Annotated in this window: 11 protein-coding genes; 5 read left to right on the top strand and 6 right to left on the bottom strand. The window is 71.0% G+C overall.

Translation table 11 applies throughout. The features are described 5' to 3' along the window. Nucleotides 1–28: 28 nt before the first annotated feature. Nucleotides 29–1,450, bottom strand: coding sequence for a porin (locus POL25_RS21240; RefSeq protein WP_272087955.1), 1,422 nt, complete (start codon nucleotides 1,448–1,450; stop codon nucleotides 29–31). Between the two features lie 293 nt (nucleotides 1,451–1,743). Between POL25_RS21240 and POL25_RS21235 the strand changes: the two genes are divergently transcribed. Continuing rightward, nucleotides 1,744–2,700: a Gfo/Idh/MocA family protein gene (locus POL25_RS21235; protein ID WP_272087954.1), complete on the top strand. Its 957-nt coding sequence runs from the start codon at nucleotides 1,744–1,746 to the stop codon at nucleotides 2,698–2,700. Continuing rightward, nucleotides 2,697–3,647 carry a hypothetical protein gene (locus POL25_RS21230; RefSeq protein WP_272087953.1) on the top strand — a complete coding sequence of 317 codons (951 nt, stop codon included), beginning with the start codon at nucleotides 2,697–2,699 and terminating at the stop codon, nucleotides 3,645–3,647. Before POL25_RS21235 ends, POL25_RS21230 begins: the two co-directional genes overlap by 4 nt. A 157-nt stretch (nucleotides 3,648–3,804) precedes the next feature. Here the strand turns inward: POL25_RS21230 and POL25_RS21225 are convergent, their stop codons facing one another. Further along, nucleotides 3,805–4,830, bottom strand: a complete 1,026-nt coding sequence (locus POL25_RS21225; protein WP_272087952.1) for a WD40/YVTN/BNR-like repeat-containing protein — start codon at nucleotides 4,828–4,830, stop codon at nucleotides 3,805–3,807. Nucleotides 4,831–4,964: 134 nt separating this feature from the next. Then, nucleotides 4,965–6,671, bottom strand: a complete 1,707-nt coding sequence (locus tag POL25_RS21220; protein ID WP_272087951.1) for an FG-GAP repeat domain-containing protein — start codon at nucleotides 6,669–6,671, stop codon at nucleotides 4,965–4,967. Between the two features lie 322 nt (nucleotides 6,672–6,993). On the opposite strand from POL25_RS21220, the gene dacB reads away from it, so the two are divergent. Next, nucleotides 6,994–8,682, top strand: coding sequence for a D-alanyl-D-alanine carboxypeptidase/D-alanyl-D-alanine endopeptidase (gene dacB / locus POL25_RS21215; RefSeq protein ID WP_272087950.1), 1,689 nt, complete (start codon nucleotides 6,994–6,996; stop codon nucleotides 8,680–8,682). 72 nt (nucleotides 8,683–8,754) lie between these two features. Here the strand turns inward: dacB and POL25_RS21210 are convergent, their stop codons facing one another. Further along, entirely contained in the window at nucleotides 8,755–10,224 is a 1,470-nt protein-coding gene (locus tag POL25_RS21210; protein WP_272087949.1) for a lipase family protein, read from the bottom strand. A 720-nt stretch (nucleotides 10,225–10,944) separates the two neighbouring features. Here POL25_RS21210 and POL25_RS21205 point away from each other — a divergent pair. After that, nucleotides 10,945–11,967, top strand: a complete 1,023-nt coding sequence (locus POL25_RS21205; protein ID WP_272087947.1) for a hypothetical protein — start codon at nucleotides 10,945–10,947, stop codon at nucleotides 11,965–11,967. A gap of 19 nt (nucleotides 11,968–11,986) precedes the next feature. After that, nucleotides 11,987–12,778, top strand: a complete 792-nt coding sequence (locus POL25_RS21200) for a hypothetical protein (protein WP_272087946.1) — start codon at nucleotides 11,987–11,989, stop codon at nucleotides 12,776–12,778. Between the two features lie 251 nt (nucleotides 12,779–13,029). Here the strand turns inward: POL25_RS21200 and POL25_RS21195 are convergent, their stop codons facing one another. Further along, nucleotides 13,030–14,325 (bottom strand): acetyl-CoA C-acyltransferase, encoded by a 1,296-nt coding sequence (locus POL25_RS21195; protein WP_272087945.1) that lies wholly within the window; start codon nucleotides 14,323–14,325, stop codon nucleotides 13,030–13,032. After that, the gene (locus POL25_RS21190) at nucleotides 14,322–16,517 is read right to left on the bottom strand and encodes a 3-hydroxyacyl-CoA dehydrogenase NAD-binding domain-containing protein (protein ID WP_272087944.1); all 2,196 of its coding nucleotides are present in this window, start codon (nucleotides 16,515–16,517) and stop codon (nucleotides 14,322–14,324) included. The genes POL25_RS21195 and POL25_RS21190 overlap by 4 nt, the downstream gene beginning before the upstream one ends. Nucleotides 16,518–16,666: the final 149 nt, after the last annotated feature.

Genomic DNA, 16,666 nt, shown 5'->3' with positions numbered 1-16,666 from the left:
ATGTCCTCGACGACATGTCCCGAACGCCTCAGAACGCCAGCTGGATCTGCACGCGGAACCGGTCGATCCCGTGGGCCAGCGCCTCGCGCGGCGTCGGCCCGAGCAGCCCGTCCCACACGCGGAAGTAGTCGAACGCGATCTTGAAGTTGTGCTCGGCGATGTAGTAGTTGACGCCGCCGCCGAGCTCGTCGCGGTCGATCATCGAGCTCTTGTCGCCGAAGATGTTGCGGACGAAGCTGTAGCGGGTCACGAACTCGACGTCGACCGGCGGGATCAGGTAGCCGACCTGGCCGAACCACCCGATCCCGTCGCGCGCCAGCGCCACCGGCACCGGCATGCCCATCTCGTCGACCGCGCCGCCGGGGTTGCGCCGGCGGGCCTTGCGGTAGTGGAACGCCGACTCGATCGAAAGCCCGCGCCACTTGAACATCAGGTCGGCGGTCGCGTGGTGGATGTCGGTCGTGCCGCCGTCGGCGGGCCGGGCCCCGTGGACCCCGCGCTCGCCGGGCGCGTCGTCGTGGTACGCGTACGCCCCGGCCAGCGACAGCCCCGGCTTCTTGAGCCGCTCGAGGTCGGCCTCCGACTCGTCCTCGAACTTGCCGAGCGGCATCACCGTCAGCCGGCCGACGTACAGCGCGCCGCTGTTGGTCAGCTCGTAGAGGTTGCGGCCGTCGCCCATGAACACGCCAAGCGCGTACTTGAGGCGGCCGAGCCCGCCGATGTCGTCCGAGCGCAGCACCAGGCCGAGGTCGCGGTCGAGGTTGAACTCCTCGTTCACGCTCGAGCGATCGACGAACTGCTGGTTGCCCGACGAGATCACGCGCTGGCGGCTGAACGGGACCTTCATCTGGCCGAGCCAGACCGTCGCGTCGCGCAGGTACGTGAACTCCATGCGGGCGTCGCGGACCGGGTTGTAGCGGATGCTCGGCGAGTTGTCGGGCAGCCCGCCGAGCATGTCGCGCGGCGAGAAGCCGAACTGAATGTAATAGCGGTTGTGCTTGCCGAACACGTTGCCGGAGAACACCACGCGCGCGCGCCGGATCTGCAGCACGTGGTCGATCGGCTCGTTCGGCACGTTCGGGTGCTCGAGGTCGTAGCGGACCTGCAAGCGGGCCCGGATCGTCAGCGCGTAGTTGCCGTCCTTCGTCGCGAACTCGAACCCGCGGCCCGGCTTGTACTTGAACTTCTCGACCTTCGCCGTCGCCTTGCGATCGAGCTGCTCCGGCTCGGCCTCGATCGCCGCCGGTCCCTCGGGCCCCGGCGCCGCCTCGTCGGCCCCCTTGTGCGTCGGCTCGGAGGCGACCGATGCCGGCGCGCCCGCGACCGGCGCGGCGTCGACCGTCGACCGCTCGGGTGTCGGCACGGCCTCGGGCGCGTCGACGAGCAGCCGGGACGTCGGCGCCGCCTGCATCAGCGGCAAGGTGAGCGCGAGGGCGGCGAACGACGACATCACGGTTGGGTGGCGGAATCGTGACGGAAGCGTCACGAAGTGCCTAGTCGCGCGAGCCCCGCCCAGGCCCGTGAACCGCTCGCAAACGCCTCCTGGCGCCCACGCGTGGGAATGATCGCATCGGCGCGGCCGGCGGAGATCACCGCAGAGCGCCGCGGCGCCGCCCCCCGGCCCCGTCTCCGCAATTCAAGGTCATGTCTCTACAGACATGTCCTATCGAACATGTAAAAGCGCGCTCGCGTTCGCAGGTCCGGCCCGCGCGGCCGTTCGAGGTCCGCGTGGTAGCGTGGGCCGTGCTGCACATCGGAGTCGTCGGCCCCGGATCGATCGCCGATCGCCGCCTCGCGCCGGCCCTGCAGCAGCTCCGCGGCGCGACGCTGTGGAGCGTGTGCTCGCGCGACCCGGAGCGCGCACGAATCTTCGCCGCCCGCCACGGCGCGCGCGGTCCGATCTTCGGCGACCTCGCCGACATGCTCGCCGACCCGCGCCTCGACGCCGTCGTGATCGCCACCCCCGACCGCTTGCACGCGGCCCAGGCGATCGCCGCCGCCGCGGCAGGCAAGCACGTGTTCGTCGAGAAGCCGATGGCCACCTCCGTCGCCGACGCCGAGGCCGTCGTGCGCGCGTGCGAGGCCGCCGGGGTCCGCCTCGCCGTCGGCTATCACCTGCGGTTTCACCCCGGCCTCCGGGCCCTGCGCGCGCGCGTGCTCGCCGGCGAGCTCGGCCGCGTGCTGCACATGCGCGCGACCTGGACCTTCGTCGAGCGCGACGCCGGCAACTGGCGCGCCTCGCCCGAGGTCGGCCGCTGGTGGTCGCTCGCGGCCGTCGGCACCCACTGCCTCGATCTCGTGCGCTGGTTCCTGCGCCCCGCGTGCGGCGAGATCGAGCACGCCCGCGCGCTCACCAGCAGCCCGGTCCACCGCAGCCCCCACGACGAGACCGCCGCGGTCGCGCTGCGGTTCGCCAGCGGCGCCACGGCCGACATCCTCACCTCGGTCGTCTTCCGCGCCCCGCGGACGATCGAGGTGTTCGGCGACGCCGGCTCGGCCCGCGGCGACGAGGTCCTCGGCCCGCACGGCGGCGGCCGGATCGTCGTGGGCGACCGCGAGCTGTCCTATGAGCCAGCCGACCCCTACCTCGGCGAGCTCCAGGACTTCGTCGACGCCGTCGCGCACGGCCGCGCGCCCGAGGTCGACGCCGTCGAGGGCCTCGCCAACGTCCGCGGCCTGTGCGAGATGACGGAGGCGTGACGGACGTCCACCAGCTCGGCTACCGCGGCAAGCACTACACGGTCCCCGGCCTCGCCAGCAGCGGCGTGCGGATCGAACCTGACCCAAAGGCCATCCTGCCCGCGCTCCCGGCCGACTCGCCGATCCTCGCCCAGATCGGCACGATCTGGGATCTCGAGCAATTCAAGGTCGCGCGCCGCCCCGTCGAGCTCGGCCAGGTCCCCGAGGCCGAGCGCGCCGCGCTGGTGCGCCCCGGCATGCCGCGCACCCTCGACATGCCGATCAAGTTCCCCGGCTCGGACTTCCGCCTGCCCGCCGAGCTGGCGCAGCTGCGCTGGCTGGTCCAGCGCGTCGCCGACCTCGAGCTCGCCGTCAACCCGTGCCACTACGACGAGTTCTACTGCTACCTCACCGTCGACCAGGGCCCCGTGCGCGGCGGCGTGCTGCAGCGCGAGGCGCCCTGCCACGTCGACGGCTTCCAGGGCGCCCGCTGGCAGCCCAAGGTCCGCATCAACCACACGTACACCGTGACCGATTGCCTGCCGACGGCCTACTACGTCCAGCCGTTCGAATTCACCGGCCTCGACGAGGCGCGCCATAACTTCTTCTTCGAGATGAACAACCAGGTCGCCCGGACGCAGAGCGCCCACGCCTGGTACGCCGCGCCGTGGGAGCTGACGCTGATGGACGCGTACACCGTGCACCGCGGCGCCGCGGCCGAGGTCGACACGTACCGCACGTGGTGCCGCCTGTCATTCGAGGTGCGCATCTTCGATCGCCTCGGCAACGCTCACAACCCGATGTTCCGCTACGACTGGGACATGGTCCCGCGCGACATCGAGGGCCTCGGCCTGGTCGCGTGGGACCCCGACAGCGATCCGTCGCTGCGCGTGTTCCCGTGGCAGGACGAGGCCGGCAACCCGCACCCCGACCGTCACACCCGCACCCAGCCGCGGCTGAAGCCGTGATCCAGGCGCGGGCCTGTCCTCGCGGACAGGTCAATGTCGGCCGCGAGCGCCAGCACCTCGATCGATCGCCCGCCGACGGACCATCAGGACCGCGGGACATGCCCATTTCGACATGTCCCCAAGGCCACACGATCGGCGCAGCGGTCGAGTCGAGAACTCAATCGAACCGGCCCGGACACCACTCGTCCCGTTTGCGCGAGAATATCTGCGCGTCCCCGATAGCATACTGGGGCGAATCGCGGTCCTCGAGCGCATAAACTTGGGTCGGGAACGTGAGCCGATCGAACGGCGCATCCGTGCCGAACTCCCAGAACACGATCTCGTCGTCGCCGACCAGCGCCGCGTAAGGCTCTGGCGCGCTGGGGGACCGGTAGTTGAGCTGCGCTTGCCTGAGATCGTGCTGGATCGGCAGTGACGCCTGCTTCCAGGTCTCTCCCCGATTCTCGGACACCAGAACGACCCCGTCAGCCCCGACCGCGATGCCCAGCTCGTCCCCGACAGTCGAGTGGTCCCAGCAGTCGCCGAAATCCACCGAGGCCAGGTCTTTGGCGGTGCCGGAAGCGACTGGCGACCAGGTCGCTCCATAATCTTCGGAGCGGATGATGGTGCCGGCGTCGCCGACTGCGACCGCGACGCCGTCTCGAAGCACCGTGACGGCGCGGAGCGCCTGCGACGTGCCAGAAGGACGAAGCTCCCATGCCGCCCCGCCCGCCTCCGTGGAGAGGATCACGCCTGCTGCGCCGCTGACGAGCCCGCGATCGGGCTGTCCGCAAAAAAATCGAACCCCGTAGAGGTCCTCGGTCGTCGGCGCTGGCACGAGGTCCCACTCCACGCCATTCCCTTTGGAAATCGCTATCGTTCCGCGCTCTCCGACGACCGCATATCTCGCCTCCAGGTCGTATAAACCCTCGAAGGCTGGAGTGTGGAGCGCCAACAGCGGCTCAGGAGCTGAGAACAAGAGCTCAGTGAACTCGGTCGGCGGAAAGCCCTGAACGCGGCGCCTCCCGAACACACTGCCGTCGGCACCAATCGCTACGATACCTTCCGCTTTGCGGATACGCCCGTCGAGCGGAGTTGAGACCCATTCGTCGCAGGGACGATAGCACGCCGCGAGGAGCACGTTCGCGACGAAGAGAACAGCGGCGACACCATGGATATCGAGGAGCCTGAGGGCGTCCTTCATAAGGACGAAAACCCGCTCGCAGAGCTCCATTTTTGTCACGCCTCGTGGCGTCCAGCAAGCGCTCCGTCTCCTCCGCGCGCACCGTCGGGACCACGGGACATGACTCTTCAGACATGTCCCGAAGGCCACCCCGATCAGCCCGGCGGGTTGGGATTGCACAGCCCGCCGCCCTCGATCTGGGCGTTGGTCCGATAGGTGTTGAACAGCTTCCAGTTGTCGACCGGCGTGGTCGGCAGGGTGCTGTCTTCGCGCACGTTGGTGACGTAGTAGGCGTGCTGGTTCCAGATCCGTCGCGCCTGGATCCACCGGTCCTCGGCGTCGCGCAGCACCTGCAGGGCCGGCTGGCCCGACAGCGACACCACCAAGATCTCGGCCGAACCGTCGTTGTCGACGTCGGCCACGATCGGGTACTCGCTCAGCGTGTAGCTGACGCGCGCCTGCGTCAGCACCACCGCGCCGGTGACCCCGTCGTAGATGCGGAAGTTCTGCTCGTCGGCGTACATCGCCTCGGCCACGCCGTCGCCGAGGAAATCGAACGCGGTGCCGCCGGCGGCGCCCGAGCTGTCGAACACCTGCGACTGCCACAGCACCGTCGCCGGGTTGCCCTCGTAGACCGCGTAGTATTGGCTCGACGACGACGCGTACTCAGGGAGACTGTCGCCGTCGAAGTCGTGCACCGTGCCGGGCCGCATCCACGTCAAGTAGCCCGAGGGCTGCACCCCCGTCGGCGTCGCCGGGCCCCACTTCACCGTGCCGTCGTGCTCGAGCATCCACAGCCCCTGGCCCGAGGTGATGAACACCTCGGGGAACGGGTCGTCGTCGAGGTTGGCGATCTGCGGGATCGACTGCGCCGTCACCTGCGGGTAGTTGTCCCAGTACACCGTGCCGTCGTGACGGTAGGCCGCGTGGCCGGTGACGACCTCCATCTTGCCGTCGCCGTCGAGGTCGACGCCCACGCTCGCCTCGAGCTCGCCCGGCTGCGGGTTGGTCTGGGCCCACAGCAGCACGCCGTTGTGGTCGTAGACCTCGTGGTTGAAGATGATCTCGGCGTCGCCGTCGGCGTCGAGGTCGTGGATCGCCACCGCCCCGGTCTCGCGGTAGAACTGCTCGGCCTGGCCGCCGTCGATCGTGTTGGCCCACTTGAGCGTGCCGTCGTGCTCGAACGCCTTGAGGCGGTAGACCCCGCCGCTGTTCCAGATCGCCACGATCTCGGGCAGGCCGTCGTTGTCGATGTCGGCGAACGCCGGCGTGGCGAAGCACGACAGGCTCTCGCTCGTCGGGATGGCGAAGTGCTGGGCCCCGGTCGCGCCGTCGAGCACGAACAGCTCGCAGATCTGGCCGTAGCCGATCGTCGGCCCGGCGACGAGCAACACGTCCGGGACGTCGCAAAGATCGATCGCGCCGTCGGCGTTGTCGTCGGTGAAATTGCCGACCAGCGGCGTCACCATCGACTGCAGGTTCTCGCCGAACGACCACTGCAGCGCCGGCGCGAAGCTGTCGGGCGGCGCCTCCATCTCGCAGTCGCCGATCGCGTCCATGTCGTCCTGCACCTTGCACACGTTCACCGGCGGGCCGCCGCCGGTCTCGCCGAGATCGCCGGCGCCGAGGTCGAACTTGAGCCCGCCGGTGCCGGTCGGCGTCACGTCCTCGGTGGTCGATCCCGCTGACTCGCTGTCGCCGGTGGTCGGGCTCGTGGTGCTGCCGGAGGAGGTCCCGGGCTCGGTCAGGATCCCCGGCGTGGTCGACGGCACGGTCGAGCCCGTCATCGTCACGGCCCCCGCGGTCGCAGAGTCGCGGCCGCCGTCGCCGCCGCAAGTGGCGAGCAGCAGAGGAGCAAACACCCAGGAACGACGCGCAGACGGAGTCATTCCGCAGCCCTATGGGCCTTCGCCGATCGGGTCCATGACGACGGCCACGGACGTGAGCGAGCGCGAGCGCGCCCGGGCGCTGCCCCTGCGCGGACCCGGGGAATTGCGCGACGAACCGCGTCTGTCTGCGCGTGCAGGCGCGCGCACGGGCGTCCGCGCGCGCGGTCCTCACATGTCCCTTCGGCCAGCCTTCTCGGCCGACCTGACGCCGCTGTCACCTCGCGCAGCGCGCTCCGCCGCGGCTGCGCCGCCGCGCAGCTTGACGGGCTCTTCCGCCTCGCCGCATTGTGTGCGCATGCACGTCTGGCCCGCGGCAGCCGGCGCGATGGCCCTGCTCGCCGCGGCCGCCCTCGCCTTCGCGGGCGGCGCCCTCACCCGCCTGGTCGCCCCTGTCCCCTATGCCATGTCCCTCGAGACAGGCGAGGCCGAGCCGCGGCGCGACGCCTACGTCGAGGTCGCGGTGGTGCCGGACGAGCTGCCGCCGCCGACCGCCGCCGAGCGGCTGCTGACGCGGTTGGAGGCGATCAGCCGCGCTGTCGAGCGCACCCGCGGCGGCGCCTCCGGCCCGCCGATCGCGCTCGACACCGCAGGGCTCGACGCCGCGATCCGCAAGATCGTCGCCCCGCTCGAGCGGCTCGCCTCGGTCAGCGTGCACGTCCGCGACCTCGGCAGCGACACCGTGCTGTTCGACTTCCAGGGCGACGTCCCGCTCAACCCGGCCAGCAACAACAAGCTGCTGACCACCGCCGCCGCGCTCGACCTGCTCGGCGCCGACTACCGGTTCGAGACCCGCGTGCTGCGGCACGGCGACGACCTCGTGGTGATCGGCGAGGGCGACCCCAGCTTCGACCACGTCGCTCTGGCCGCGCTCGTCGACGAGATCGCCGCGCGCACCGACCTCGCCTCGCTGACGCGCATCGTCGTCGACGACGCCGCCTTCTCGCAGCGCCGCCTGGCCCCCGGCTTCAGCGACACCGCGGTCGGCGTGTCGTATCAGGCCCCGAGCGGCGCCCTCAGCCTCGACTTCAACACCGTCCAGATCACCATCACGCCGGCCGCCGACGGCCCCGTCGTCACCCTGTTCCCCGACAGCACCCACCTCGTCATCGACAACCGCGCCACCATCGGCAGCGGCGTGCCCACGGTCCGCACCTACGCGCGCGGCGAGGGCGACGGCGTCGAGACCGTCGTCGAGGTCACCGGCAAGATCCGCCGCAAAGCCAAGCCCGTGCTCGTGCGACGCCGGATCTCCGATCCTGGCCTCTACACCGGCGGCGCCCTCGCGGTCCTGCTCGCCACGCGCAGCCAGGACGCCCCGCTCCCGGTCGTCCGCGGCGCCGCCCCGCCCTACGGCAACGGCGCCGAGCTCGTCACGCGCCGCGACTCGGCCCCGCTCGCGGTCGTCGCCGCCGACGCGCTCGCCTTCAGCAACAACTTCATGGCCGAGCAGCTGCTGCGCTGCATCGGCTGGCGCGTGACCCAGAGCCCGGGCGACTGGGACAACGGCGCCGAGGTCGTGCTCGGCTACTGGCGCGCGCTCGGCCTCGACCCCAACGCCCTCGTGTTCGAGAACGGCTCCGGCCTGTCGGATCTCGGCCGCGTCACCACCAGCGCGCTCGTCGACCTCATCGCCCTCGCCGGCCGCGTGCGCGCCGAGGAGGGCGGCCTCGTCTCGGCCCTGCCGGTCGCCGGCGAGCGCGGGACCATGCTGTCGCGCCTGCGCCAGTCGGGCAAGCGCGTGCGCGCCAAGACCGGCACCCTCGACGGCGTCAGCGGCCTCACCGGGGTCATCACCGCCGAGGACGGCACCCCGCAGGTCGGCTTCTCGATCCTCATCAACGTCGACGACGGCCGCGTCGCCGTCGCCGCCAAGCGCAAGCGCGCCGAGGACCGCATCGTCATGGCCGTGCTGCGCCACCTCGACGCCTGGGCCGCCGCGACCCCCGTCGCCCCCGCCCTGCCGGTCGGGCCGCCCGCCGACTGAGCCTGCCCGAACGAGCATGTCCCCGAGGACCTGTCCGTTCGGACCTGCCCTCGCGGACCTGTCCTCGCGGACCTACAGCTGCGTGCAGTCGGTCGGCTCGTGGATCACGCACGGCTCGGCCAGCGGCGCGCCGTCGAGGCGCTCGTTGACCCACTGCAGGATGTACGGCACCGCCTGCAGCACCGAGTCGCCGTGGCCGGCGCCGGCGCAGTCGATGTGCTCGAGCTGGTAGCCCTGGTCGCACAGGCGCGGCAGGTCGGCCTTGACCACCGGCGTGTAGACCAGGTCGTCGACCTCGCCCTGCTGGATCAGCGTCGGCGTGATCTTCAGCAGCGGGACCTCGGACTCGCCGAGCGTCGCCTGGCGCAGGAAGCAGCCCCAGTCGCCGAGCGCCTCCCAGTCGCGGTCGATCACCGCGTCGATGAACGACTGCGCGTAGACCTGATCGGTGCTGGTGATCTCGGGCGGCAGGTCGAAGTTGCAGCCGCCCTCCATCATCATCGGCAGCACCGTGGCGACGTCGATCGGCGGGCCGGCGCTGAGCACCTCGCTGAGGTCGCCCTGGCGCCCGGTCCAGTCCCAGCCGCCGACGACCGCGGCCGCGAGCGCGCCGGTGGTCGGCCCGAACACCGTCGCGCCGTGCTCGGTCAGCCCGACCGCGTCGGTCGGCGGGACCGCGGCGACGTTGGCGACGATGTTGAGCTCGGGCGCGTAGTGGGGCGCGTAGCGGTCGGCCCACAGCGTGGCGAAGCCGCCCTCCGAGGCGCCGAACAGGACCACCTCGTCGCCCGGCAGGCTCGGCAGATCCATGTTGCCCGCGGCCAGCTGATACAGCGCGCGGATCGAGTCGAGCGTGGCGATCGCCGTCGGCTCGGGCACGATGTACGGGTGCAGCCGGTTCGACGCCGGGCCCCAGCCGTTCATGCCGATGTAGTCGGGCGCGACCGAGATGAAGCCCTTCGCGGCCAGGATCAGCGGCACCTGGAAGCCCATCGGATCCTTGGTCGGCGCGCACGCGTCGGTGAAGCCGCTGGTCCCGTGGGCCCACACCACCACCGGCCGCTCCTCCGGCGCGTCCAGGATCGGGAACGACACGAACCCGGTGGTCTCGTGCTTCTCGCCGCGGTCCTGCGTCACGTAGCGGATCTTGTAGACGCGCGCGCCGTAGTCGGCGGCGCCGAGCGCCGTAAAGCCGTTCTGCTCGAGCAGGTCGGTGATCGTCGGCGCGTCGAGCTGGATGACCTGCTCGAAGTCGATGATCTCGCCCATGCCGTCGGACGGCAACCACTCGAACGGCGGGGCCCCGCAACCACCGACCGGGAACTCGTCGCCGGTGGTGCCCGTCGAGGTGTCGCCGGTGGTCGCATCGGTCGTCGCCTCGGTCGTCGTCGGCGGCGCGTCGGTCGTCGTCGGCGAAGTGTCGGTGGTGCCCGTCGCCTCGGTATCGGTCCCGGTGGCACTGTCGGTGGTGTTGAGATCGTCGCCGCAGGCACTCGCCAGCGCGCAGGCGACGACGAGCGGCGTCACGTTTCGGTAGACCATTGGGTGACATCATCGCCCACGGCCGCGCGCGCCCGCCAGGAGAAACTGCCGGGGGCGCGATGAACCGGCCTTCACGCTGACCTCCGCGCCACGGCTTCTCGGCCGCAGGCGCTCGCGCAGCCTGGCGCTCCGCTGGGCCACGACAGGCCGGCGACGAGGCCCGCGCCCGCGCATCCGGGCCGGCCCTCCGGGCCCGCGATCACGGACATGACCCAAAAGACAGCTACGCTGCCGGCCCGCGAGGGCTGTCGGAGGCAGCGTCATGGCCGCTCCGTCCCGATCGGCCGCTCACCGGGGCAGACCTCTCCCGCGAGACCCTGCGCGAGCTCACGCGGCGGTGCCCACGATCTACGCACGCATGGGCCGGTCCTTCCGCGAAGCCCGGGGCTCGACGGGAACGCCCCGGCCGCCCCGACCCAGCTCGCCGGGCGCACGCACCCGCGACCGTCGGCCACGCGCGCTCTCGCGGTCGCCGTTCGGGTCGCAGGAAGCTAGCTGTCCGATGGGACAGCCTCGCGCGAGCACACCGAGCCCGATCGCCGCGAGCGCGACGTCCCGAGGTTCGCCACGCTGCGCCCGCCGCGACCGCGGAGCGCCAGACGACCGCGGACCTCTCGCGTCGGTCCACGCGGGCCCGGCGGTGCATGCTCCGCGATCCCTCCGGTGTGCCTTCGCGGCCGCGCTTGCGCCGGCGCCTGCGAGCCGTCATCCTGCCGCGGCATGGCGATGATCTCGCGGAAGAAGCGGCCCTACCGCGTGCAGGAGGGCCTGCGCAGCTATCTCCGTCGTCACGGCCGCCTCGCCGAGTTGCCGGTGTCGTACGCCGATCTCACCCGCTACGACGACGCCACCCCGGTCTACGACAAGCGCGGGCGCGACACCTTGTGGCAGTCGGTGCTGTACCCGGCGTCGATGCGCAAGGAGATCCACCGCGACCTCGTGCGCACCTACGCCAACATGCGAGTCATGGGCAACGCCTCGCTGATGCAGCACCTCATCACCGATCGCGTCGACGTCTGCTCCTACGGCAACACCCAGCCGTTTCGCGTCCGGATCCTCAACACCCTCAACGAGAACTTCGACTACTTCTACGTCAAGCACGCCGACGCCTCGCGGCTCTACGGGCTCGAGCTCGAGGACCTGCTGTCGCCGAGCCGGATCCAGTACCTCACCGACAGCGTCACCCTCGTCGAGGAGCACATCGCCGGCATCCCGGGCGATCAGTTCATCCGCGAGCACCTCGGCGACTCGCGGATCGAGGCGGTGCGCCTGGCCAAGGAGTTCGTCAAGTTCAACGAGCGCTGCTTCGTGCGCCTGCTGGGCGACATGCACTCGAGCAACTTCGTGGTCAACGTCATCCCCGACCTCGACGAGGTGATGATCCGGATCCGCGCGATCGACTTCGACCAGCAGAGCTATGAGGGCCGCTGCAACGTGTACATGCCCAAGTACTACTCGCAGAACAACGCGGTCATCTTCCTCGCCATGTCGTGCATGACCCACGAGTCGGTCAAGCAGTACCAGGAGGAGGAGCACGCGCTGCTCCGGCTGCGCGCTCGGGCCGAGCACGAGGCGCTCGGCGATCTCCTGCACACCATGAGCGCCGACGAACTCGCGCCGCTCGACAACATCCTGCGGCTGCGGCAGGAGCTCGCGCATTACCACCGCGACGACCGCTTCCTGCGCTGCGAGTCGATGGGCGAGCTCGTGCGCGCCTCGCTCAGCATGCTCGACTGGGAGTAGGCGTGCCATAGTGAGGGCGATGAGCATCGCCCGCGAGTACACCCGTTCGTTGCGGAGACACCTGCGCTGCCGGGCCGTGTGGCCGCCGCTGCTCGACGTGCGCCCCGGCGATTACGGGGTGTTCCGCGGCGGCGTGTTCGTCCGCATCGGCCACGTCACCACCGACTTCGGCGTGCCCGTCGTCGTCGAGCCGGGCGGTCGGCGCGCCGACAAATTCCAGTACCACAGCGAGGGCTCGCTCGGCTTCGGCGGCGCCGCCGAGCTGGCCGTCGGCGAGGCCGGGGCCGCGCTCGACATCAACCTTTCGCGCCGCTCCTCGTTCTTCGTCTCGGTCGCCGAGCTCGACGTCGATCGCCTGCAGAGCCCGCGGCAGATCGCGCTCGCCCTGCGCGAGCGCGACGACTGGCCGTTCCTCCGCTACTTCGTGGTCGGCGAGCTGTTCAAGGGCCGCGACCTGCTCTTCTACGGCTCGGAGGCCGGCGACGCCGGCGTGACGCTGCGCGGCGATCCGCCGGAGCTGCTGCGCTTCCAGCAATTCGGCCGGCTCGGCGGGTCGCTGCAGATCGCGGCCACCGGCGACTGCCGCCTGCAGTACCGCGGCAGCCCCGAGGTCACCGCGGCCATCGGCCTCAACCTGTTCCGGATCAAGCGCCTCGGCGTGGCCCCACTGGCCTACGCGCTCGCCACCCCGCCGGCCGCGCCGCGCCTGGCGGGCGACGACGACGAGCTCGATCTGCTGGACGGCGGCGACGACGATGACGACGATCGCTTCGACGACAACGGCGACGACGGCGATACGCGGCTCGCCTGAACGGCTATCCTTTTAGACATGCTCCTCCGGGCATGTCCATCACGACATGGTCGTGTGGGCATGCCCCAAGGGACAGTAGGAAAACCTGACCTGGCACTCGCCCGTCTGTCCTCGACGCGCACGCGCCGAAACCACGAACGGCTCTCGCGGTCCGCACAGCCCGGTAGCGAGCGCCTCGACGCGTGTTCGCCGAAAGCACGAACGGGCCTCGAGGCGACCTCGAGGCCCGCGGGGGCGAGCGGCGAGGCGAGCTACGCCCGCTCGAAGATCATCGCCGAGCCCATGCCGCCGGCGGCGCACGCCGAGATCAGGCCGAACTGGGCCGACTGCTGGGCCATCTGGTCGAGCAGCTGGATCACCAGGCGGCCGCCGGTGGCGCCGAACGGGTGACCGAGGCTGATGCTGCCGCCCCACTGGTTGATGAACGTCGGATCGATGTCACCGACGGCGGCCGCCCGCCCGAGCTTCTCGGCGCAGTATTTGGCCGAGCCGAGGCCGTGGATGTTGGCCAGCACCTGGGCCGCGAACGCCTCGTGCATCTCGATCACGCCGAGGTCCGACAGCGCCAGGCCGGTCTGATCGAGCACGCTGGCGACCGCGCTGACGGGGCCCATCAGCAGGTGCTCGAACGGGTCGATGGCGGTGTACTGGTAGCCGCGGAGGATGCCGAGGATCGGCCAGCCTTCGGCGCGAGCGACCTCCTCCGAGGCCAGCAGCACCGCCGACGCGCCGTCGGTCAGCGGCGAGCTGTTGCCCGCGGTGACCGAGCCGAGCTCGCGGTCGAACACCGGCTTCAGCTTGGCCAGCTTCTCGACGCTGGTGTCGCCGCGCGGGTGATCGTCGCTCGTCACCACCGACACCTCTTTGCCGCGCGGGACGGCCACGGGGGCCACGCGCGGCGAGATGAGCTTGTTCTTCCACGCCTCGCTGGCGCGGAGGTGGCTCTGGGCGGCGAACTTGTCCTGGTCCTCGCGCTTGATGCCGAACGCCTTGGCCATCTTCTCGGCCGACTGACCCATCGTCTGGCCGGTCGAGGTCTCGGCGATGGCTGGCGCCACCGGGGCGAGGTCCGCGAGCTTGACCCCGCGGAACGCCTTGAGCCGCTCGCCGGCGCTGCGCGCCTTGCTGGCGACGAACAGCGCGTCGCGGAAGCGGCGACCGTACTGGATCGGCACGTCGCTCAGCACCTCGGCGCCGCCGGCGAGCACGACGTCGGCCTTGCCGAGGGCGATGCTCTCGGCCGCGGTCGTGATCGCCTGGTTGCTCGAGATGCACGCCATGCTGATCGTGAAGCCCGGCACGCCGGTGGGGAACGCCCCCGCCAGCGCGATCTCGCGGGCGATGTTGGGCGCGCCGACCGGCGGCGAGACGATGCCGAACACGAGGCCCTGCACGCGCTCCGGACGGATCTGCGCCTTGAGCAGCGTCTCGCGGGCTGCCGCCACGCCGAGCTGCACGGCCGAGCTGCGGATCAGCTGCCCGCCCGCCTTACAAAAGGGCGTACGCGCCCCCGCGACCACCGCGACCCTGCGGACTTGCGAACTCATGCAGCACCTCCCTCATCCTTGTTGAGGCTCGAGAAATTCTTGCCCGTCCGGGCCAGCTCGAGCAGCAGCGCTGGCGGGGCGTAGGCCTCGCCGTAGCGCTCGCGCAGTTGGGCCATGCGGCTGACCACCGCGCCCGGGCCGAGCGCGTCGATGTGGCGGAACGGACCGCCGCGCATCGGCGGGTAGCCGAAGCCGAACACCGCCCCGATGTCGCCGTCGCGCGGCGAGGCGATGATGCCCTCTTCGAGGCAACGGATGGCCTCGGCCGCGGCGATCAGCGTCAGACGCTCGCCCAGCTCCTCCGGATCGCCCGGCTCGGCCAGCGGCGTGCGGCCGGCGAAGAACCCGTAGACCTCGGGATCGACCCGCTTGCGCGGCTTCTTGCCGAGGAACCCGCGCTCGCCCTCGCCCGGGTAGATGTAGAACCCGCGGCCGTTCTTGCGGCCGAAGCGCTTGCTGGCGAGGAACTGGTCGACGGTGTCGGGCACGACGATGCGCTCGGGGAACGCCTCGGCCAGGGTCTTGGACACCTTGGCGCCGACGTCGATGCCGACCTCGTCGAGCAGCGTGATCGGGCCGACCGGCCAGCCGATCTGCCGCGCGCCGCGGTCGACCGCCTCGATGGTGTGACCGTCCTGCACCATCTGCAGCGCGGCCATCAAGTAGAAGCCGAGCACGCGCGTGGTGTAGAAGCCCGGGCCGTCCTTGACCACGATCGGCGTCTTGCCGATCTGGGCCGCGTAGCGCAGGCAGGTCGCCAGCGTCTGCGCCGAGGTCTCCGGCGTCACCACGATCTCGAGCAGCGGCATCTTCGACACCGGCGAGAAGAAGTGGAGGCCGATCAGGCGGTCCTTGTGCTCCATCTTCGCGCCGATCTTGCCGATCGGCAGCGCCGAGGTGTTGGTCGCCAGGATCGTCGTCGGCGGCACGATCGCCTCGAGCTGGGCGAACACGTCCTGCTTGAGCCCGAGGTTCTCCGGCACGGCCTCGATGATGAGGTCCATGGTGCCGTAGCCGGTCAGCTCGAGGCTGCCGCTGACCCGGCTCCGGGCCTTGAACACGTGGCGCTCGCCGAGGCTCCGCGACCGGCGGTCGAAGTACGCCTTGCAGTGGGCCAGCGCCTTGCCGAGCGGCTCGGGCGCGATGTCGCGGATCCGCGTCTCGATGCCCTTCTCGGCCGAGACCACGGCGATGTCGGCGCCCATGAAGCCGCCGCCGACCATGCCGAGGCGGGTGATGGGCTCGCCCTCGACGACCTCGCCGCCGGCGTCCTTGACCTCTTGCTTCTTCAGCGCGTTGCTGCGGCGGAACAGCGACACCAGGTTCTGCGCCACCGGCCCGACCGCCAGCTCGGCGAACGCCGGCGGCTCCTGGGCCAGCGCCTCGTCGAGCGGCAGCGTCAGCCCGCGCTCGATCAAGTCGATGGCCACGAGCGGCGCCGGATACAGCCCCAGCGTCTTGCGCTGGACGGTCTTGCGCGCCTGGTTGAACAGCACCTTGCGGCCGACCGGGTTGTGCTCGAGCAGCGCGCGGACGACGTCGCCCTTCGGGTGCAGCCGCGGCTCGAGCTTGTCCGCCGCCAGCAGCCCCGCGGCCCGGCGCGCCGCGGCCAGCAGCGACTCCTCGCTCACCACCTGGTCGACGAGGCCCATCTTCTTGGCCGCGCGCGGGCGGATGTTGCGGCCGGTGAGGATCATGTCGAGCGACTCGCGCACGCCGATGAGGCGCGGCAGCCGGGTCACGCCGCCGCCGCCCGGGAACAGGCCGAGCATCGTCTCGGGCAGGCCGAGCACCGTCTTCGGCGAGTCGGTGGCGATCCGCCAGGTGCAGCACAGCGCGAGCTCGAGGCCAGCGCCGAGGCAGGCGCCGTGGATGGCGGCGACGACCGGCAGCTTCGAGTTGGCGAGCCGCTTGAGGACCTCGTGGCCCTTACGGCTGAAGGTCTCGACGTCCTTGCGCTCCTTGGCGGTGGCGAACACGTCGACATCGGCGCCGGCGATGAAGTTGTCGGGCTTGCCCGAGATCAGCACGATGCCGGCCAGGCCGGGGGTGCTGTCGAGCGTGGCGAACTGCTCCTCGATCGCGGCCAGCGCCGCCGGGGCGATCGTATTGACCTTCTCGCCCGGGCGGTCGATCGTGATGACCGCGAGGCGGGGCGACGCCTCCGGTGGGTCGAGCGTGAGGGTGAACATGGCGGCCGGACATTGACCCGAAGGCCCCCCCGGCGCAAGCACAAACCGTTCTGCCGGGCCCGGACGGCCGCCGGCCGCCGAGGACGGCCGGATCCGGAGCTCGACCCCGCCCGACCGCCTCCGGCCGCCGAGGACGGTCCTGCCCTGGC

This window comes from Nannocystis bainbridge, assembly GCF_028368995.1.
Taxonomy (GTDB): Bacteria; Myxococcota_A; Polyangia; order Nannocystales; family Nannocystaceae; genus Nannocystis; species Nannocystis bainbridge.
The sequence above is the reverse complement of the archived record's forward strand: the minus strand, read 5'-3'. Positions and strand labels throughout refer to the sequence as shown.

Bases quoted from the DNA above. Each gene is read 5' to 3' on its own strand.
- POL25_RS21200 (WP_272087946.1), top strand. From the start codon at position 11,987: ATGAGCATCGCCCGCGAGTACACCCGTTCGTTGCGGAGACACCTGCGC.
- POL25_RS21195 (WP_272087945.1), bottom strand. From the start codon at position 14,325: ATGAGTTCGCAAGTCCGCAGGGTCGCGGTGGTCGCGGGGGCGCGTACG.
- POL25_RS21210 (WP_272087949.1), bottom strand. From the start codon at position 10,224: ATGGTCTACCGAAACGTGACGCCGCTCGTCGTCGCCTGCGCGCTGGCG.
- POL25_RS21190 (WP_272087944.1), bottom strand. From the start codon at position 16,517: ATGTTCACCCTCACGCTCGACCCACCGGAGGCGTCGCCCCGCCTCGCG.
- dacB (WP_272087950.1), top strand. From the start codon at position 6,994: ATGCACGTCTGGCCCGCGGCAGCCGGCGCGATGGCCCTGCTCGCCGCG.
- POL25_RS21205 (WP_272087947.1), top strand. From the start codon at position 10,945: ATGGCGATGATCTCGCGGAAGAAGCGGCCCTACCGCGTGCAGGAGGGC.
- POL25_RS21240 (WP_272087955.1), bottom strand. From the start codon at position 1,450: ATGTCGTCGTTCGCCGCCCTCGCGCTCACCTTGCCGCTGATGCAGGCG.
- POL25_RS21225 (WP_272087952.1), bottom strand. From the start codon at position 4,830: ATGAAGGACGCCCTCAGGCTCCTCGATATCCATGGTGTCGCCGCTGTT.